The following is a 19,761-nucleotide window of genomic DNA, read 5'->3' on the forward strand; positions in this document are numbered from 1 at the left end:
TTATCGACCTTTCTCGTCATTAGGTTGGACGGGATTCATGATATTGGTTGAGGAATGATCCACCTGCTCCTTCATTTGATCACCGAGCCTTGACGTGTTCAGCGGATGGAGAAAGGAAGGCCTGTCCTTCATCTTCCACAGCGGTCCGCGAGTCAGAAGATCCCGCATGCCTTGAAAGTTGCCGGGAACGAATGGGCTTAGATACGGAACCCCGAACGATTTAAGCGACAAAAGATGATTGGCAATCAGAATGATGCCGACCATGACGCCGTACAAGCCGAAGATCCCGGCTAATATGATCAACGGAAAACGCAGCAGACGGAGCGCAAGCGCCGCGTTGTAGGCCGGCGTTGCGAAAGATCCGATGGTCGTTAATGCAATGATGACGATGGTAATCGGACTAGCGAACCCGGCAGATACCGCGGCTTGCCCGATGACGAGCACGCCGACAATGGATAAAGCGCCGCCCACCTGCTGCGGCAACCGGATCGTGGCTTCCCGCAAAACCTCCATCGAAATTTCAATAACGAGCACTTCGACCATCGCCGGAAAAGGGACGCCTGCACGTCCGCCTGCGACGGCGACCGCAAACTCCGTGGGAATCAGCTCAGGATTAAAGGAGATGATCGCCACATACAACGAGGGAAAAACCAAGGAAAATACCAAAGCCACCAGACGGGACAGCCGGATCGCACTCATCAATAGAAATCGTTCGGTATAATCTTCCACTGTTTGATAGAACTGGCTGAATACGGTTGGAGCGATCAAGGCCAGCGGGGAACCGTCGACCAGAATGGCCACTCGGCCTTCCAGCAGATTTGCCACGACTTTGTCGGGCCGCTCCGTATACTGGATTTGCGGAAACGGAGACCAATGATTGTCTTCGATAAACTGTTCCAGATACCCCGAATCCAGCACGGCATCGATTTCAATGGCGTCCAGGCGCTTATTCACTTCTTTAACGATTCCGGGATTGGTGATGCCATCCATGTAACAGACCGCAACCTTGGATTTCGTTTTCGTTCCGATCTCCATGGATTTCACGCGGAAATCCGGTGTTTGCAGCCGGTAACGGAGCAGGGAAATGTTGGTGCCGAGCGTCTCGATGAATCCTTCCCGGGCCCCGCGGATCACCTGTTCCGTCGCCGGCTGTTCTATCGAACGCTGCGTTATTTTTCGTGTATCAATGATAATGGCCTCGTCCAGCCCTTCGATCGCTACGACAGACTGTCCCCTAAGAAGATTGTCGGTGAGCACGGAGATTTTTCGTTCCGAGTATCCTTCGCTGTGATAAAGCGTATCCTTCATCAAAGTGTCCATCAACGCATGGCGAGGGAGGTCCGAAACATCGAGATGGCGAGGGCCATATTTAAGTGGTCTTAATAAAGTATTATTAATGACGGCGTGATCCGTCATATCGGAGAAATAAAACAACACGGCCGGATGCTGCCCGAACACATGGAAGGGATGTATCATAAAATCGTCGTTATCGCCCAGAATTTTCTTGATTTCGGAAGTGGTCTCTTCTAAGCTCTCCGATACGTTCCGGCCCTCTGAACTCGCATCATTTGAATGGGAAGAGACTTCGATTTGGGATTCGTTCGAACCCGACCATGTAGAAAATGGCATTGTTGCTTACACCTCTCTTGTTTCAACGGTGGTCCGTAGCAGTTGGATAGTTTGATTAAGTATTTCCTCTGTTTGTTATTTTTATCAAAGGAATCCATCTAATGTATTGTATTTAATATATGAATGCGATATATTGCATATAACAAACCTGAAGAGTAAGGATGATAAACCATGCCTGTTCCTAAGAATTATGTCTCTCCCGTACGGATGACCGCAAAGGAAAGAGCCTTCTCCCAAATTCAACGGTGGATTATCGATGGCACCCTTCAACCCGGCGAGAAATTGCTCGACGCCGAATTGGCGGAATCGCTTGGCGTAAGCCGAACGCCCATCCGGGAAGCTTTTCAACTGCTTGAAGTACAAGGACTCGTGTCCACGCACCCCGGGAAAGAAACAAAAGTTACGGCCATTGAGAGGGAAGATATCTTTAAGATGTATTCGACCATGGCCGCTCTTCAAGCCTTGGCCGCCGAAGTGACCGCTACCATCATTGTTCCGGAGCAGATCCAGCAATTGCGGGCGATGAATCTGGATTTTGAAAGTGCCATGAAGAGCGGGCAAGCTTATCAAGCCATGGAGTTGGATGAACAGTTTCATAATTTCATCGTGGAGTTGTCAGATAATCCTTATGTCGCTGCATACAGTGCCTCGCTTCAGATGCATATCCGACGGTTTAAGTACGTGTTCTTAAAACAGCCGATTGCTGCCACACAGGCTTCAGTCGATGAGCATGCCTCGATCATCAGCGCTTTCGAGCAGAAGGACCGTGATCGGGCGCAAGCTATGATGAAACAAAACTTCATGCGTCCCATGCAGGAACTACACGGGTTACTCTAAATAGAGGGGGAAGAGGAAGGATGACAGACAAAAAAGATTTACGCATTCGCAGTAAGGTAATCAGTGAGGGCGTCAACCGGGTACCGAACAGGGCGATGCTGCGGGCTGTTGGTTTCACGGATGCGGATTTTAAGAAACCGATGATTGGCGTAGCCAGCACTTGGAGCGAAGTGACCCCTTGTAATATGCATATCGACAAGCTAGCCATAGAGGCCAAGCAAGGGGTACGCAATCATGGCGGCGCTCCGCTTATTTTCAACACGATCACGGTTTCGGATGGCATTTCAATGGGACACGGCGGCATGCTGTTCTCCCTGCCCAGCCGAGAAGCCATCGCAGATTCGATTGAGATCGTGACGGGGGCCGAACGTTTCGATGGTCTGGTGGCGATCGGCGGTTGCGACAAGAATACGCCCGCCTGCCTGATGGCAATCGGACGGATGAATCTTCCTGCGGTTTATGTTTACGGCGGTACGATACAGCCCGGGAAGCTCGATGGCAAGAACGTGGATATCGTCACGGCTTTTGAAGCGGTCGGGCAATATCATGACGGAAAAATGACGGAGGAGCAGTTACATAAGGTGGAATGCAGCGTCTGCCCGGGACCGGGCTCTTGCGGGGGCATGTATACAGCCAATACGATGGCCGCTGCGGCAGAAGCCATGGGGATGAGCCTGCCCGGTTCCTCTTCCACTCCGGCTATTTCACCAGACAAAGCAGCGGAATGCGCTGCGGCTGGAAGGCAGGTCATCTCCTTGTTGGAGCAAGAAATCTATCCTAGGGACATCATGACCAAAAAAGCATTTGAGAATGCGATAACCGTCGTCATGGCTTTGGGCGGTTCAACCAACGCGTTCCTGCATTTGCTTGCCATCGCTCATTCGGTTGGCGTAGATTTGACGTTAGACGACTTCGAGCGAATCCGTTTGCGAGTTCCCCACCTTGCAGACCTGAAGCCAAGCGGACGACATGCTATGCAGGACTTAAACGAAGTCGGCGGTGTACCGGGCGTCATGAAATTATTGCTCGCCGAGGGGCTTCTGCATGGCGATTGTCTGACGGTCACAGGCAAATCATTGGCAGAGAATCTGGCGGAAGCTGCGCCGTTAGAGGGCAGCCAGGAAATCATTCGCCCCATCGATAAGCCGCTGAAGCCGAACGGGCCATTGGTTGTATTAAGAGGCAATCTCGCGCCAGAAGGTGCGGTTGCCAAAATGTCGGGTATGAAGAAGCTGCGTTTTGTCGGACCTGCCAAGGTGTATGACAGCGAGGAGGATGCAACCAAAGCGATCGTGAGAGATGAAATATGCAAGGGCGACGTGTTAGTCATTCGTTATTGCGGTCCTAAGGGCGGCCCGGGTATGCCGGAGATGCTGTCGGTCACGGCACTCATTGTAGGCAAGGGTCTCGGCGGAGAGGTTCCGCTGATTACCGACGGCAGGTTCTCTGGCGGCTCGCATGGGTTCGTTGTCGGTCACGTTGCGCCTGAAGCACAGGTAGGTGGGCCGATCGCGCTGCTGAGGAATGGAGACATGATCACGATCGACAGCGAAACGCAAGAAATGACGTTCGACGTATCGGATTCCGAATTGGCTGCAAGGGCACAAGCATGGCAGCAGCCTCCACTCAAAGTTTCCACGGGCGTATTGTACAAATATGCAAAATTAGTGTCCTCAGCATCGAGAGGCGCGGTTACCGACTCTGCAGAATAAGTGGAATGTCCAGCCCGAAATCTGGCTTATGGTAAAACAAGCTCTTGCGGTTCGCAAGAGCTTGTTTTGATATGAGTGGACCAGTGGCCCATTATCGCAAATGGCTGCTATTGATTTATGAGTTTTCCTTACCTGATATCAACACGCTGTTGTGTTTGGACAAAAAGACATCATAATGCTAACAAAAAAGCATGCGAAGACTAAAAATGAATGCTCGGGTATGTTATGATTTTTAAACTATTATAATGCAAGCGTTATCAATCGGTTGTACATATCCATTTATACGGTCCAGTTGATCCTGTTCTTTACATTCCATGCCAAGAAGGAGCAGACGATATTGGGAACATTCAAATCCAAAATACTCATATACAGCTTGCTGCTGGGATCCTTTCCGACGATTCTTATCGGATTCTTCTCTTATTTCATCGCCGCCAAAGATGTGGAGGAGAAGGTGAACGAGGGCAATATGCATCTGCTGAACCAGACTCGGATGAGGGTGGAGCAGGTGCTCGATTCCATGCAAAGAACCGCCTTGCAGTTTGAGAACTCCTCGCTGCTGAAGTCCGTGATGGACAGCAAGTTAAGCGGACAGGATTTTATCAAGGTCCGGGAACTGACGAAGGAAATGTTCAACCTGCAGACGCAGACCATTTTAAACCAGGTGTACGTCGTCAATCTAAAACATGAATGGGTCGTGGATTTAAACTCACTCAAACCGCTGGAGGGCGTGAACAGAGCCGAATTCGACCGGTATCTGGATACCCATGAAAGCATATTCTGGGCAGCGGGATCTGGGGAAATCTCGCAGACCGCGAATCCTGTGGAGACGGATCACTGGAACAGTGCCGAACAAACGGCGACAACCCTTCGGCTGGTACACAAATTACCGCTTCTGTCGAAGAGCGCCGCTCCGTCCGGCATTCTGATTCTGCAAATCACCGCCAAAGATATCCGGAGCATGCTGGAACCCGTCAATTTGCGGGCCAGCCAATATATCCTGAACGAGCAGGGAGAAGCGTTCCTGTCGCCAATTCAGGATCGGGAGGCTTACCGCTCGATCAACGGAGAGGTCTTCGCAAGGATTGGGCAGTCCGGTGAACCCCAAGGCGCATTTCACGCAGAGAGCGAAGGCAATAAGGTGAGCGTGCTGTACGCCAAATCGGATTATAACGGCTGGACCTATGTATCCGTCGTATCGCTGGATAAAGTGACCGATCAGACGGGAAAGATTGCGCTGATTACAGCCGCAGCCTGTTTCGGGATTATTGTGACCGTGCTGATCGCTTCCTGGTTTGGCAGCCGCAGGATGTATTCGCCAATCCGCAAACTCCACGAGTTCGCGACGAACGTTCAGCCGCAGCAGACCGATGACTACCGGAAAGATGAGTTTGAGTCCATCCGGGAGAGCTTGACCTCCCTTGCCGTTTCAAGAAACGAGCTGGACAAACAGATGAAATCCCAGACGGTGCATCTACGGGAATTCTATGTCCTGAAGCTGTTTACCGAGCAGATGTCCGGAGCCGATGACCAATACGCTTCCGAACGCTACGGGTTTCCAACGGGCTGGGGAAGTCTCGGCGTGCTGCAGCTTGAGTTGGATAACCTTCAACAATCGCGGTTTCAGGAACAGGACCGGGAGCTTCTTCTGTTTGCGGTCAGCAATATCGTGTCGGAAGCCTTGCCCGTAGAGGCGCGTTTCAGTCCGATCGTGCTGAATCATTCCCAGGTAACGCTGTTAACCAGTAAAGAGGAGAGTGCCGAAGCTGGTCTAGCTATGTTCTATGAGACCGCTCAGCATATCAAAGCCAAGGTTCATGAATACCTCGGGCTCGAATGCAGCATCGGCATCAGCCACCCGTTTAAGCGGTTGTCCGATGCGAAGCGTGCCTACAAAGAAAGCAGTGCGGCACTCAAACTGCGATTTATTCTCGGGTCGAATATCATCGTGCGTTATGCCGATATTGAGGATCAAGGCAATACTGAGAAGACGGTATACACGAAATTAAGGCTGATCGAGGATCAGATGATGCTTGCCATGGAAGAACGACAGCTTGAACAGGTGGAGCAGCTGTTTCAGCGTTATTTGGATAAATTGCTGTGCAAGGACGGGTTTCATCAAGAGCATCATTTATTGCTGCTGCAGCTGGCGTCCAGGACCGTTGGCATAGCCCAGGAGCAAGGACTGTCGATGCAGCAAGTATGGAATGGCGAAGAGGAGCTGAAGCATCTGTTCAGGCTGCAGACACGAACCGAAATTGCGAGCTGGTTCCACTCCAGGTTGTTTAAGCCTGTAATCGGAATTTTGGAAGATATGGCCGATAAACAGTTCGTGAACATCACCCGCCGAATCGTCGATATCGTGCAGGAGCAGTTCGGTCAAGATATTTCGCTCGACTATTGCGCGGCGGTCATGAATTTTAATCCGGCTTATATCAGCCGTGTATTTAAGAAAGAAATGGGCGTCTCCTTCAGTGAATACATAAGCGAGTACCGAATGAATATCGCCAAAAATCTACTGGCCACGACCGAGATGAAGGTCTCGGAAATCGGCAGGAAAGTGAGCTACACGAATATTAGCGCCTTTATCCGTACGTTCCGTCGTACGTTTGGGTTAACTCCCGGCCAGTATCGGGAGCAGCTCAACAGTGAAGAAGGGAAGGGATGATTAGCACCTCCATTCAAAGATGTAGACACAACCGGCATGATGGATCGGGCTCATCTTATGATGAAATCATCATATCAATCCAAGAAAGCTGTTCCAGCCGTAGCATGTTTTACGGTGATGGAGCAGCTTTTTTGCTCCAATAAACGCTCGAGCGGGGTTACGGAAATCGCTGCACGAATCAATCAGTGTGCTGCTAACGTACGGCGCGAAGAACCAACTAAGACTGTATGTCATCAGCGGCACGCTATAGGTAGAATACGGCATATGCGACGGAAAACCGTGATATCTTACCTTCCTTGCAGGACAGGCATTTATCGAAGGTTGGTGCTTGAAGTCATGAACGGAGTATAGCCTTACACGAATTTCGTGACGGATAATATAAACATGAAAACGCATACAATCAGGCAACAAGAACGATGTTCAAACAGGCAATGCCGATGCTTCCAAAGCGAGTTTTGATCGCAGCTGATTCAGGAAGTAACGCTCACAAAACTTTGAGGAGAGGTGCTATGAAATCTAATCAAACTCCGGCTGCGGCAGGCCCGCAAGTAAAAAGGGAACTGAGTCTGGAGAAAAGAAGACTATTACTGAGGGACCTGGTCAGGGACAGGTGGATGTATCTGATGCTGCTGCCCGGTGTGCTGTATTTTATCGTATTTAAATATGTTCCGATGTACGGGGTGACGATGGCTTTTCAGGATTACAAGCCGCATACCGGATTCTTTGGCAGCCCGTGGGTCGGGTTCAAGCATTTCGAGCGCTTTTTCAGTGAGCCGCAGTTTTGGATGCTCTTTCGAAACACCATTATTTTAGCGTTATATAATCTGATCTTTTTCTTTCCGCTGCCGATTATATTGGCGCTCATGCTGAATGAGTTAAGGCGGGAACGCTTCAAACGATTTGTACAAACGTTGATCTATATTCCGCATTTTGTATCCTGGGTTGTCGTTGTAGGTATTTTCTATATTCTGTTTACGACCGAGAACGGCCTTCTCAATGAGATCATTTACCAGATAACGGGCGAGAAAATCGCATTCTTGCTGGAGAAGGATTGGTTTCGGACGATGATTGTTTCCCAGTCGATCTGGAAGGAAGTGGGCTGGGGCACCGTGATCTTTCTTGCCGCCCTTGCAGGCGTTGATCTGCAGCAGTATGAGGCCGCGCGGATCGACGGAGCCGGACGCTGGCGCCAGCTGTGGCATATCACGCTGCCGGCCATCCGAAGCACGATCATCATTTTGCTTATTCTTCGTTTAGGCAACTTCCTGGACTCGGGCTTCGAGCAAATCTTCCTCATGATCACGCCGACGAATCGGGAAGTGAGTGAAGTATTCGACACGTACGTGTACACCAAAGGGATGACGCAGGCCCAGTACAGTTACAGTGCCGCAGTCGGCCTGTTTAAATCCTTTGTCGGATTGATTCTGGTTCTCGGATCAAACTGGATGGCCAAGCGATTCGGGGAAGAAGGCGTGTACTAGGACCATGCTGCGGATGCATTTTTTCGAAGATGACAGGAGGGAATACAAGTGCGTCAAGATCAAACCTGGGGCAATCGCCTGTTTGATATCATTAACCATTCGGTATTATTCATCGTTGCGATCGTGTGTGTCCTGCCATTCGTGTATGTGCTGGCGGTATCCTTTGCCAGTCCGGCGGAAGTCGCCAAAGGCGGGTTGATTCTATGGCCCAAAGAATGGTCGCTCGTATCGTATCAATATATTTTCTCGTCGGATACACTGCCGCGAAGCTTGCTCGTGTCGATCTATATAACGGTTGTAGGAACGCTGATCAACCTGGCGTTTACGTCGCTGATGGCTTATCCGTTGTCCAAGCCTCATCTCCGGGGGAGAAATCCCATCCTTCTCGGTGTATTGATCACGATGCTCTTTAGCGGTGGCATGATTCCAACGTACTTTGTCGTGAACGGATTGAATCTGACCAACACGTTATGGTCTTTGATGATCCCCAGTGCCATCAGTGCGTTTAACCTGATCGTGCTGAAGAACTTCTTCCAGCAGATTCCCGACGGACTGGAGGATTCCGCCAAAATCGACGGCTGTAACGACCTGGGAGTCCTGATACGGATCGTGCTTCCCTTGTCCCTTCCGGCCATGGCGACATTTGGTTTGTTTTATGCGGTTGCTCACTGGAACACGTTTTTCAATGCGATTCTGTACATCAATGATAACGAGAAGTGGCCGATTCAGGTCCTGCTAAGGGAAATCGTGATTTTGGCACAGAGCCGGGTGGGGGATTCCAGCTTTGACGAAATGGACGTGCAGCCTTTAACGATCCGTATGGCGGTCATCGTCTTTGCCACCGTGCCGATTCTGCTCGTGTATCCTTTTCTGCAGAAGCATTTTGCTAAGGGCGTTATGCTGGGCTCTGTGAAAGGTTAATCGGTTCGAGGCGCCTTCTTCCCAAAGAGGGGTTTCTTATAGAATAAATATGATGGAGGGGTAATGATGAAGAAAAGATGGATGACAACCGTGATGGCGATGCTGGCGGGGATGATGGTTGTAACGGCTTGCGGAGACAAGAGCGACGGGAGCGGGGTTAATGGCGACGGACCTTATCCGCTCACCCTGGTGGTGAACCAGGTGGGAGAAATACCTGACCCGAACAATCCGATGGAGGAAAAAATACGCGAATACACGAACACGGACCTGCGGATTCAGTGGATACCTTACTCCGCATATGACGAGAAGGTTAACGTCATGGTCGCTTCCAATGAGCTTCCGAAGCTGATCAAGCTGAACTATACGCCAACAACCATCAGCTCGCTCGAAGCCGATCTGTTCTGGGATATCACAACCCATTTGAAAAATTACCCGAATTTGGCCGCACAGCCGCAACCCTATTACGATAATATCAGCGTGAACGGCAAAGTATACGGGATCCCTCTGTTCCGGGACATGGGCCGGGCGATCGTCAGCTACCGCAAGGACTGGCTCGATGCAGCCGGCTTGAAGGAGCCGGTGACCCTGGACGATTGGTATGAAATTATCCGGTACAGTACGGAAGAGGATCCCGATGGCAACGGAAAAAGGGACACTTACGGAATGATGCTGGACAAAGGTTATAACCAGGGTACGGCATCAACATTGACCCGGCTTGCCGTTTCCCAAGGCGCACCTAATAAATGGGGCATTGACGAGCAGGGCAATTTCTATCCGGAGTTCGAATCCGAGCAGTTCTTCGAGGTTATGAAGCTGTTCAGAAGATTGTATGAAGAGAAGCTCATCAATCAGGATTTCGCCGTGGTGGATTCCTCCGAGCTCAATAAGGTGTATGAATCGGGCCGCGCGAATATCCGGATCTCCGGCGGTAACGGCCAATCGCTGCAAACCAAGCTGGAGAAGGTCGTTCCGGAAGCGGTTGTCGACGTATCGGCGCTGAAAGGACCTGAAGGCGTTCGGGTTCCGGGGGAAAGCGGTAATACCGGCTTTCTGGCGATCCCGAAATCGACGGTCAAGTCTGAAGAAGAGCTGGCTAAAGTGCTGACCTTCGTTGACAAGCTGCTGGATCCGGAGATGGTTAATGTCATTAATAAAGGTATCGAAGGCGTCCATTACGAAGTCGAAGGCGATTATACCGTAACGATCGATGCGGATAAGGACGCTCAGGAGGTCAAGCCTTATCGCGATACGTTTCCGCAACGGGGAGATTTGTACAACATGGAGAAGAAACCGAAAGGAACGGAGCTGTTCAACAAAAATAAACAAATCGTGTACGAGAACGAGAACTATATTGTGCCGAATCCGGCGCTTACCTTGAAATCCAATACGTATAATGAACGCGGCGGCGAGCTGGAGCAGATCATCACCGATGCGCAAACCAAGTTTATTATGGGACAGATTGACGAGGCCGGCTGGAAGGCCGAAGTGGAGAGATGGAGAAAGAGCGGCGGCGATCAAATGGCTGCGGAATATAAAGAGTCCTACAAGTATCAAGAATAGCGATCATTATTTATGATAATGAGAGACAAGGCGGGCAAGGAAAAGGAAGTACCATTGGCGTACTTGTCTGCTTTGTCTCTCGGTGCTTTATTAGGCGAATGAAAGAATGAAATATGAATCTGAGAGCAACAGCGATCGATGAACATTTCGCACGGCTGTCCTATATTCAAATCAGTCATTCAACTTATAAGAAACGGCAAATGTGGAGCATGGTTCATGGAGCATCGATTATCGTTCCGATGAGCACGAGGTCCAAATGATTCGTTCTGAGCGCCCCTGCCGGCTTGATTTGCAGCACAAGACCATCGCGGTCGAAACGGCAGGTCAGGATAAACATCTGCTGCACCTCCAGCAGTTGAATCTGGATCAAGCAAGTCGACGAGTCTGCCCATACGGCACCACAGGCGGAGGGAAGGCCATAAAAGGGATCAGGACCGATATCCCAATCATTCATGGAGCATAAAACCCCGGGACGACCGGTTTCATGTACGAAGATGAGCTCACATTGTTGCTCACTGAACGTAAAGCGACAAGCCAACCATCCCGGCTCGTTAGGTGAGAGGCGATAATGCCGCCCAGAGACCTCCGCGGCTGCTGTGGAAGTGGAGCTTCCCTTCGGCAGATGGAGCTTCAAAGCGCTCAGCCGCTGCTGCATCCGTTGATAACCGGCATCATCATGGGGGCAGAACGCCTCCATGGAAGGAACCAGATGCGTCCAAACGCTATCCAGTATCCCTTGGTGCTCGTCCCGGTTCAACATGGTGTTGGCCGTTGAGACGAAAACGGCATCTTGGTCAGGCATGACGAGGATGAATTGTCCGCCCGCGCCGAAGGCGCAGTAGGCTTGACGCCTGGCCCGCCAGAACTGGTATCCGTACCCGCTTCGACCTTCCAGCAGAATTCCGGCACTGGAGTTATCGACCGCTTTGGATGTGCTCTGTTCTACCCAGCCCTCCGGCAGAATCCGGATTCCGTTCCAGAATCCGTCCTGCAGATACAGCTGGCCGAACCTGGCCATATCCTCGGGCGTGCAATAAGCTCCGCTGCCGCCCTGGTTAATGCCGAGCGGACAGGTCTCCCATTCGATATCCTGCATCCCGAGGGGCTGGAACAAGCGTGTTTCGAGATATTCGTGCACGGTGGTTCCCGTGACTCGTTGAAGGATGGCACACAGCGTATGCGTACCCGTCGTATCGTAAGCAAAGACGGTACCCGGGGGATGGCTTGGAGGCGTATGAAGATATTCGAATACGATATCCCGGGCCTCCTTATTGGTGGATTTCCGGTGAACGGTTTGCATGCTCAGCAGATGCCGGATGGTCATGCTGGCCGTATACGGGTGTACGGCCTCCGGCTGCTTATCCGGAAAAAATGCAATGACCTTGTCCTCCAGGGAGATTAGCCCTTCTCCAATGGCGATACCGATGGCTGCAGAAGTCAGGCTTTTGCTGACGGAGAATATCGGATGCCTTGCATCCTTCCGAAAAGGGTAGTAGTGGCCTTCAGCAGCCACTTTGCCATGCCGGAGCAGCATAAAGCTGTGCAGGTTCATATTCCTTTCCGTCATATCCTCCATAAAGCGGAGGATGGCTGATGGAGGAATACCCACCTCCTCGGGACGGACTCGTGCCAGTGCAGTCATCATCATCAACCTTTCGTCAGCTTAGATGAACCTGGTGCGTAAGGCGGACACCAACCGTCTTGCCCACTGAGCACTTGTTCAATCGTAAATCGTTTAGCCTCGGCTTCGGTAAGGTCCCTAGACCACGAAACCCTCAGGGAAGGAGCTGCTCCGGGGCCGCGGCTGTTGTATTCGGCATAACGGGATGTCTGCTCGCGATCCGGCTGGTTCCAGTTATGCCAGCCTTGCGGATGAACCGAGCCGTCCATCTCGCATCGGATGAACACCACATTGGCGTAATCGCGCCACGGCCGGCCGAGGTATACGTTCTCAACGCCGGGTGCCCCCGATATAGTACAGTCCAGAAAGACATAGCCGAACTCCGCTTCCTTCGGCGTATTGGCTGCGGTCAGGTAACCGCCGGACCGCTTGCAGCGGATCATGCACCGGTCGAATACGGCCGCTGCCGGCCCAAATATAAAATCGACATCTCCTTCGATAAAGCATTCGGCAAAGTAATGACGTCCGCCGGATACATAGAGCGTATCTTGATCGCCTTCGAGCCTTACATGCTGAAAGGATACCCGGTCGGCATCGATAAAGGCGGCGACAGCCTGGCCCGTTCCAGGTCCGGAATCGTTGCGGACGGTCAATTGTTCGGCGCTGAAATCGTCGGCGTAGACATACAAGCTTCCACTGCGAAAGGTGCCAAGGGGCTGCCCATCTTCCCACAGGGTGTGGGCGTTATCCGAATAGGTAAGAATCGTCTCTTCGGCTCCTTCGCCGATCATGCGAATAGCTGGCTTCGATGAAGGGATCGTGATTTTCTCGCGATACACACCCTTTTTGATTTCGAGGATGACAAGGGAATCGGCCTGCTCGGGAATCGAGTCAACAGCGGACTGTACCGTCACGAAGTCGCCTTGTCCGCTGGGATCTACCGTGATTTTCATCGATGAACACGCTCCTTCTATGGATTTTTCATCCATGTTATCGAATTGCAGGCTCCAATAATAACACCTCCGATGTTTAAATGGGTTCATTCTTTGCCTTTTATGCCGAATTTATAAAAATGGCAGCTTATTCTGCTTGTCTTCTTGAACGAAAGCTGATTGGGAAATAGAGCATAAAAAGCAAAATATGCGGGAAATTCGGCATCGAATCCGGAATTTTAATGATTTACGTTTCTTTATAATTAGTTTGTGATTGAAACTTCCAAGGATATTGAGGTGAGGCGGTTTTGAAACAAGAGAGCAGATGGTCCGTCCTTACGGCGGATACCATTCTCAGTCAAGCGGACAGCGAGGGACTTCACTCTGAAATTGCCCGACGGTGGGCGTATGTACCTGGGATGATGCTCATGGCGATCGCCCGCACAGGGGATTGTTATAGCAAGGATGCTTATATTGATTTCATGAAAAGGCATATGGATCTTTTTGTTCAAGCGGATGGGGACATTCGGGGATATCGCATCGAAGAATATAATCTGGACCAGATCAACCAGGGGAAAAATTTATTTGCTCTGAGCGCCAGATTTCATGACTCTCGATATGAAAAGGCTTCACACACGCTTGCCGCCCAGCTGATCGGCCAGCCCAGGACGACGGACGGCGGGTTCTGGCACAAGAAAGTTTACCCGTTTCAGATGTGGCTGGATGGGCTCTATATGTCTTCGCCATTTCTGGCGCAATATGCTATAACCTACAACCGACCTGAATGGTTCGACGAGGTAGCCCATCAGCTTCTGCTGGTGGAGCGAAGAACCCGGGATCGCAAAACGGGGCTCTTGTATCACGGATGGGATGAAGCGAAGGAACAGGTATGGGCCGATCCGGAAAGCGGCCGTTCCCCGCATTATTGGAGCAGGGCCTTAGGCTGGTATGCAATGGCGCTGGTGGACAGTCTCGAGTATTTCCCGGTGGATCATCCGAAGCGCGGTACGATCATGGGCATATTCGAACGGTTAAGCCGGGCGCTGGGACGGTATCAGGAGAAAGAGAGCGGGCTGTGGTTCCAGGTGCTCGATCAAGGCTTCCGGGAAGGCAATTATCTCGAAACCTCCGGCTCCTCGATGTTTATTTATGCATTGGCCAAGGGAGTGCGGCTCCAATACCTGGAACAGCCTTCAAGATCCATTGCGGAAAGGGCTTACGAAGGTTTGGTACAGCGGTTTGTCGAGGTTAACGATACCGGCGTGCATCTACATTCCATATGCCATGGAGCGGGGCTCAGCGATGACCGCAACGGCTCTTACGAATATTACATCAGCGAGAAAGTGGTGTCGGACGCCCAGATCGGCGTCGCGCCTTTCATCCTTGCAAGTCTGGAAATGGAGCGGTTAGAAGATTCAAGGGTAGGAGGTTCTTTATGATGCACTCATCATCAACAATGCAAGCATTACAGAACAAACCGTGGCCGTCGGATCAGGAAGACGGAACGTTCGTGAACCCGGTGCTTCATGCGGATTATTCGGATCCGGATGTGATCCGGGTAGGGGAAGATTTCTATATGACAGCCTCCAGCTTCGGCCATCTGCCGGGACTGCCGATTCTGCATTCGAAGGATTTAATTAACTGGAGGATCATGAATCATGTGCTGCCCCGGATGGAGCTGCCGGGCTATGACGTCCCGCAGCATGGGAACGGCGTCTGGGCTCCGGCCCTTCGATTCCATGACGGGAAGTACTGGGTGTTCTATGGGGATCCGGATGTCGGCATCTTGATGAGCACAGCTAGGGACCCGGCAGGCAGCTGGACGCCATTGCATCTGGTTCAAGAGGGAAAAGGCTTAATCGACCCGTGTCCGTTCTGGGACGATGACGGCCAGGCTTACCTGGTTCACGCGTTTGCCAAAAGCAGATGCGGCATCAAGCATCTATTACGAATGTGCCGGATGTCCCCGGATGGAAAACAGCTGCTGGATGAAGGTCAGATCGTCTTCGACGGGACCGAGCGCCATCCGACGATGGAGGGCCCGAAGCTGTATAAACGGAATGGCTACTATTATATCTTTGCTCCTGCCGGAGGAGTATCTACGGGTTGGCAGACCGTGCTTCGGTCTAACTCGGTCTTTGGCCCCTATGAGGACAAAATCGTGCTGCATCAAGGCGATAGCCCGATTAACGGTCCGCATCAAGGCGGCTGGGTGGAGCTGGCATCGGGCGAATCGTGGTTTATGCATTTTCAAGACAAGGGAGCTTACGGACGAATAACACATCTGCAGCCCATGCGCTGGGTGGATGATTGGCCGCAGATCGGGATCGACACGAATGGAGACGGGATCGGCGAACCGGTTCTGCGTTATCCGAAGCCAAATGTCCTTGGGGAGCATACGATTCAGGCTCCGGACGATTCGGACGAATTCGAAGGCGCAACGCTTGGCCTTCAGTGGCAATGGCAGGCCAATCCGAATCCGGACTGGTACGCATTCGAGAAGGAAAGCCATTTGCGATTATTCTCTTTTCCCGTGCCGGAGCACCGGCCTTCGCAAACGATCTACGATGCCCCTCACTTGCTGCTGCAGAAATTTCCGGCCGAAGAATTTCAAGCAGAAGCCAAACTGGATGGAACGTCACTGAGGCCCGGTGAACGGGCGGGTCTGATCATATTCGGACGAACCTTCGCCTATGCCGGCGTTCGGATGAAGACGGACGGATCCGGGATGGAGATTATTCGGTCCGAAGGGAATGAGATGGAGGAGAATGTCGTTTGGTCCGGCGGATGGAATGATGGAAAGATTACGATTCGGGTCACGGTACATCCTGGTGCGAAATGCCGCTTCGATTATGCCGCAGCTGACGATCGTTACATGCCGTGCGGGGAAGAGGATTTCGTAGCGGAAAAAGGTCACTGGGTCGGAGCCAAGGTTGGCTTGTTCGCGGTAAGTGAGGCGGATCATCCAGACAGAGGGTATGTGGATGTCGACTGGTTTAGGGTTGGAAGAGCAGAGATATAGAAACGGCGGGGCTGTCCCAAGACGAATGACTACTTTGGAGCAGCCCCGATTCTATCCGTGACGCTTGCGATACTGGAGAGGAGTCGTACCCGCTATTTTTTTGAAGGTTTTATTGAAGTGGGCAATATGCTCAAATCCGGCCTGCTCGGAGATGATTTGCACGGATTCCCGGCTGCTCACGAGCATTTTTTGGGCTTCGCGAATTCGTACCACCTGCACGTATTCACGAAAGTGAAAGCCTGTCAGCCTGGTGAATACCCTGCTGAGGTAAGAGGGACTGATGTAAAACTGCTTGGCGACCTGCTCCAGCGTAAGCTTTTCATGGAAATTCGATTTGATATATTGGGCAATTTCCGAAATTTTTTGATGCATCGGATGCTCGTATTCATGGGTTTGGGATTGCAGCGTGGTCTCGATCCGGTGGAGGCGGATAAGCAGCTCGTTCATCAGCGAGCGAACCAATGAGCTGTAGTGAGTCTGCTCCGATTGGCATTCAGCCAGCATGGAGTGCAGCAGCCGTTCGATTTCCGGCTGATGCTTCAGCGGAATACGAACGAGCCTGGACGTCCCATGATCGAGCAGATTGGCGACGCCGGCGTCCCCCTGTTCGATGAAGGCTCTGGAGAAGCCGATCAGCACCCGCTCGAAGGTCAGCTTATCGGAGCTTGCCGTCGAGTGCAGATCATGCGGGTTCACGATCATCAGATCCCCTTTTTTGACGGTGAACACGTTATCGTCCATGAAGTAAACTCGCTCCCCGTTGAGCAAGTAGTACAGCTCGAAGTAGGGATGCTCATGGGGGCGCGGCATGCTGCTGGAACCGTTTCGCGACATGTATTGGATGGAGAAATCATGATCTCCGATGTGGTATTTAGGCTGCAGCCGGTCAATCATTCCTCTCTAACTCCTTTGTTCGCATGGTGGGATTACGACCATCGATAGTGATCGTAGAAAATTATATATCATGCCTGCAGCCGATCTTCAAGGGTTTTGGCCGCAATCGCCCAACATTTTTAATAAGCGCTTACAAATTTTTGTAAGATCAGGAGGACAGAATGCCATTAACTTCAGAAACCTTGATATGGTTCGACCAGCCTGCCCAGAACTGGAACGAGGCTTTACCGATTGGGAACGGAAGACTTGGCGGCATGGTGTTTGGGTCCGTCATGCAGGAAAAAATCCAGTTTAACGAGGATTCGGTATGGTACGGAGGGCCGAGAGACCGCAACAATCCGGATGCGCTTTTGCATCTTCCCCTTATCCGCAAGCTGCTGTTCGAAGGGCGGCTGAAGGAAGCCCACCGGCTGTCGGAGACGGCTTTTTCCGGGACGCCGCGCAGCCAGAGGCCATATATGACGGCAGGCGATTTCTGCATTCAGGTCGATCATCCGCAAGGCGAGTTGTCCCACTATCGCAGGGAGCTGGATCTTGAAAAGGCGATCGCCGTGACGTCATACCAATACGGAGGCGTTACCTTCACCCGGGAAGTGTTTTGCAGCTATCCGGACCAGGTGATGGTCATCCGGCTTGAAGCCGATCGACCGGGTGCTCTGACCTTGACATCGCGATTTGAGCGGCAGAAAGGGAAGCACATGGATGCAGTCCATCGGGCTGGCACGGACACGGTGGTCATGACGAATGATTGCGGAGGGAAGGATGGGCTTACCTACAGCGCTGCTGCAAAAGCCATAGCTGTCGGCGGAACCGTACGCGTTGTCGGCGAGCACCTGCTGGTGGATCAGGCCGACGAAGTCGTCATTATTCTTGCCGCAGCCAGCACCTTTCGCGCGGACGATTCGAAATTGCGCTGTAATGAGCTGCTGGAACATGCAGCGAACCAGGGCTATGCCGCTTTGAAGAAGCATCATATCGCGGATTATCAGCCGTTGTTTGGGCGGGTAAGGCTGGACTTGGGAGCTACTGCGGATCGGGAGCACCATTTGGTGCCGACGCCAAAGCGGCTTGAGCGTGTCCGGGCGGGAGATGACGACGCAGGCCTGTACACGCTGTATTTTCACTTCGGAAGATATCTGCTTATTGCCTGCAGCCGCCCCGGATCGCTCCCGGCCAATCTCCAGGGGATCTGGAACGATTCCATGACTCCGCCCTGGGACAGCAAATTTACGATCAACATCAACACCCAGATGAATTACTGGCCGGCGGAAAGCTGCAATCTGCCCGAATGTCATGAACCGCTGTTTGAATTAATTGAACGCATGAAGGACAACGGGCGAGTAACGGCACGAAAAATGTACGGCTGCCGCGGATTCGTCGCCCATCATAACACCGATATTTGGGCTGACACCGCGCCCCAGGACATTTATCCACCGGCTACCCAATGGGTGATGGGCGCCGCATGGCTGACCCTTCATCTCTGGGAGCATTACAAATTCAATCCGAATCCGGATTTCTTGAGAAGAGCCTATGAGACCATGAAGGAAGCGGCTCTCTTCTTCACCGACTTTCTGGTGGAAAGTCCTGAAGGATACCTCGTGACGAATCCGTCCGTTTCGCCGGAGAACCGTTATTTGCTGCGGAATGGCGAATCCGGAACGCTCTGTTACGGACCGTCCATGGACACGCAAATCATATCGGAGCTGTTCAGTGCCTGCATCCAGGCAAGCCTGGAGCTGGACATCGACGAAAGTGCTCGCCAAGAATGGGCGGCCATCAAGGATCGTTTGCCGGAGATGAAGGTAGGAGGGCACGGGCAGCTGCAGGAATGGCTGGAGGATTACGAAGAGGCCGACCCCGGGCACCGGCACATCTCCCATCTGTTCGGTCTTCATCCCGGAACGACGATCAGTCCGGACTCGACGCCGGACTTGGCGGAAGCTGCCCGGGTTACGCTTCGGCGGCGTCTCGCTCACGGCGGGGGACATACCGGCTGGAGCCGGGCCTGGATCATCAACTTCTGGGCGCGGTTGTTGGACGGCGAACAGGCCTATGTTCATCTTAAGGAATTGCTGAGGCAATCGACGCTCCCCAATCTGTTCGACAATCATCCGCCGTTCCAAATCGACGGCAACTTCGGGGCTGCCGCGGGAGTCGCCGAAATGCTGATCCAGAGTCACCTGGATCACATCCGTCTGCTGCCGGCGCTGCCGGATGCCTGGCCTCAAGGGCGCGTAAAGGGACTTCGCGCCAGGGGAGGCTTCGAGGTAGATATCGATTGGAGAGACGGGAGCCTTGCGGAAGCGATGATCACTTCGGTAAGCGGTCAGAAGCTTCGTGTCCATGCGAAGCCATCCGTACGGGTCACGACCTCGGATGGAAGGGAGGTGCCGATGGAACGTCATGGCCATGTCATCGAAATGGCTACCGAAACAGGCGGAAGGTATTTTGTCCAACCGATATAAATGGACAATGCAATCTTACAAT

Annotated in this window: 13 protein-coding genes; 9 read left to right on the forward strand and 4 right to left on the reverse strand. The window is 52.1% G+C overall.

Features of this window, described 5'->3' with window-relative positions:
* On the reverse strand, positions 1-1,629 hold the full coding sequence (locus M1D70_RS14395; protein ID WP_456290238.1) for a spore germination protein: 1,629 nt from the start codon (positions 1,627-1,629) through the stop codon (positions 1-3).
* A gap of 171 nt (positions 1,630-1,800) precedes the next feature.
* On the opposite strand from M1D70_RS14395, the gene M1D70_RS14400 reads away from it, so the two are divergent.
* From M1D70_RS14400 to M1D70_RS14425, 6 genes are all read left to right on the forward strand, one after another.
* Positions 1,801-2,466 (forward strand): GntR family transcriptional regulator, encoded by a 666-nt coding sequence (locus tag M1D70_RS14400; RefSeq protein ID WP_456290239.1) that lies wholly within the window; start codon positions 1,801-1,803, stop codon positions 2,464-2,466.
* Positions 2,467-2,486: 20 nt separating this feature from the next.
* On the forward strand, positions 2,487-4,178 hold the full coding sequence (gene ilvD / locus M1D70_RS14405; protein ID WP_456290240.1) for a dihydroxy-acid dehydratase: 1,692 nt from the start codon (positions 2,487-2,489) through the stop codon (positions 4,176-4,178).
* A 265-nt stretch (positions 4,179-4,443) separates the two neighbouring features.
* Positions 4,444-6,843 carry a helix-turn-helix domain-containing protein gene (locus M1D70_RS14410; RefSeq protein ID WP_456290241.1) on the forward strand — a complete coding sequence of 800 codons (2,400 nt, stop codon included), beginning with the start codon at positions 4,444-4,446 and terminating at the stop codon, positions 6,841-6,843.
* 509 nt (positions 6,844-7,352) lie between these two features.
* Positions 7,353-8,324 (forward strand): ABC transporter permease, encoded by a 972-nt coding sequence (locus tag M1D70_RS14415; protein WP_009592008.1) that lies wholly within the window; start codon positions 7,353-7,355, stop codon positions 8,322-8,324.
* 48 nt (positions 8,325-8,372) lie between these two features.
* Positions 8,373-9,245: a carbohydrate ABC transporter permease gene (locus M1D70_RS14420; RefSeq protein WP_009592041.1), complete on the forward strand. Its 873-nt coding sequence runs from the start codon at positions 8,373-8,375 to the stop codon at positions 9,243-9,245.
* A 66-nt stretch (positions 9,246-9,311) separates the two neighbouring features.
* The gene (locus tag M1D70_RS14425; protein ID WP_456290242.1) at positions 9,312-10,805 is read left to right on the forward strand and encodes an extracellular solute-binding protein; all 1,494 of its coding nucleotides are present in this window, start codon (positions 9,312-9,314) and stop codon (positions 10,803-10,805) included.
* A gap of 214 nt (positions 10,806-11,019) precedes the next feature.
* Here M1D70_RS14425 and M1D70_RS14430 read toward each other — a convergent pair whose 3' ends face one another.
* Positions 11,020-12,453: a serine hydrolase domain-containing protein gene (locus M1D70_RS14430; RefSeq protein ID WP_456290243.1), complete on the reverse strand. Its 1,434-nt coding sequence runs from the start codon at positions 12,451-12,453 to the stop codon at positions 11,020-11,022.
* Complete coding sequence (locus M1D70_RS14435; protein ID WP_456290244.1) at positions 12,453-13,379, reverse strand: pectinesterase family protein; 927 nt, start codon at positions 13,377-13,379, stop codon at positions 12,453-12,455. Before M1D70_RS14435 ends, M1D70_RS14430 begins: the two co-directional genes overlap by 1 nt.
* Positions 13,380-13,666: 287 nt before the next feature.
* Here M1D70_RS14435 and M1D70_RS14440 point away from each other — a divergent pair, with 287 nt between their 5' ends.
* Complete coding sequence (locus tag M1D70_RS14440; RefSeq protein ID WP_456290246.1) at positions 13,667-14,797, forward strand: glycoside hydrolase family 88/105 protein; 1,131 nt, start codon at positions 13,667-13,669, stop codon at positions 14,795-14,797.
* Positions 14,794-16,380, forward strand: coding sequence for a glycoside hydrolase family 43 protein (locus M1D70_RS14445; RefSeq protein ID WP_456290247.1), 1,587 nt, complete (start codon positions 14,794-14,796; stop codon positions 16,378-16,380). The genes M1D70_RS14440 and M1D70_RS14445 overlap by 4 nt, the downstream gene beginning before the upstream one ends.
* Before the next feature lie 51 nt (positions 16,381-16,431).
* Here M1D70_RS14445 and M1D70_RS14450 read toward each other — a convergent pair whose 3' ends face one another.
* A complete protein-coding gene (locus M1D70_RS14450) occupies positions 16,432-17,274 on the reverse strand; it encodes an AraC family transcriptional regulator (RefSeq protein WP_456290248.1) in 843 nt (280 codons plus the stop codon).
* Positions 17,275-17,435: 161 nt separating this feature from the next.
* Here M1D70_RS14450 and M1D70_RS14455 point away from each other — a divergent pair, with 161 nt between their 5' ends.
* Complete coding sequence (locus M1D70_RS14455; protein ID WP_456290249.1) at positions 17,436-19,739, forward strand: glycoside hydrolase family 95 protein; 2,304 nt, start codon at positions 17,436-17,438, stop codon at positions 19,737-19,739.
* Positions 19,740-19,761 lie beyond the last annotated feature (22 nt).

This window comes from Paenibacillus sp. AK002, assembly GCF_053903045.1.

What these genes read in the sequence shown, in the direction of transcription:
- M1D70_RS14415 (WP_009592008.1), top strand. Translation starts at nt 7,353, where the DNA reads ATGAAATCTAATCAAACTCCGGCTGCGGCAGGCCCGCAAGTAAAAAGG.
- M1D70_RS14445 (WP_456290247.1), top strand. Translation starts at nt 14,794, where the DNA reads ATGATGCACTCATCATCAACAATGCAAGCATTACAGAACAAACCGTGG.
- M1D70_RS14425 (WP_456290242.1), top strand. Translation starts at nt 9,312, where the DNA reads ATGAAGAAAAGATGGATGACAACCGTGATGGCGATGCTGGCGGGGATG.
- M1D70_RS14455 (WP_456290249.1), top strand. Translation starts at nt 17,436, where the DNA reads ATGCCATTAACTTCAGAAACCTTGATATGGTTCGACCAGCCTGCCCAG.
- M1D70_RS14450 (WP_456290248.1), bottom strand. Translation starts at nt 17,274, where the DNA reads ATGATTGACCGGCTGCAGCCTAAATACCACATCGGAGATCATGATTTC.
- M1D70_RS14430 (WP_456290243.1), bottom strand. Translation starts at nt 12,453, where the DNA reads ATGATGATGACTGCACTGGCACGAGTCCGTCCCGAGGAGGTGGGTATT.
- ilvD (WP_456290240.1), top strand. Translation starts at nt 2,487, where the DNA reads ATGACAGACAAAAAAGATTTACGCATTCGCAGTAAGGTAATCAGTGAG.
- M1D70_RS14395 (WP_456290238.1), bottom strand. Translation starts at nt 1,629, where the DNA reads ATGCCATTTTCTACATGGTCGGGTTCGAACGAATCCCAAATCGAAGTC.
- M1D70_RS14435 (WP_456290244.1), bottom strand. Translation starts at nt 13,379, where the DNA reads ATGAAAATCACGGTAGATCCCAGCGGACAAGGCGACTTCGTGACGGTA.
- M1D70_RS14400 (WP_456290239.1), top strand. Translation starts at nt 1,801, where the DNA reads ATGCCTGTTCCTAAGAATTATGTCTCTCCCGTACGGATGACCGCAAAG.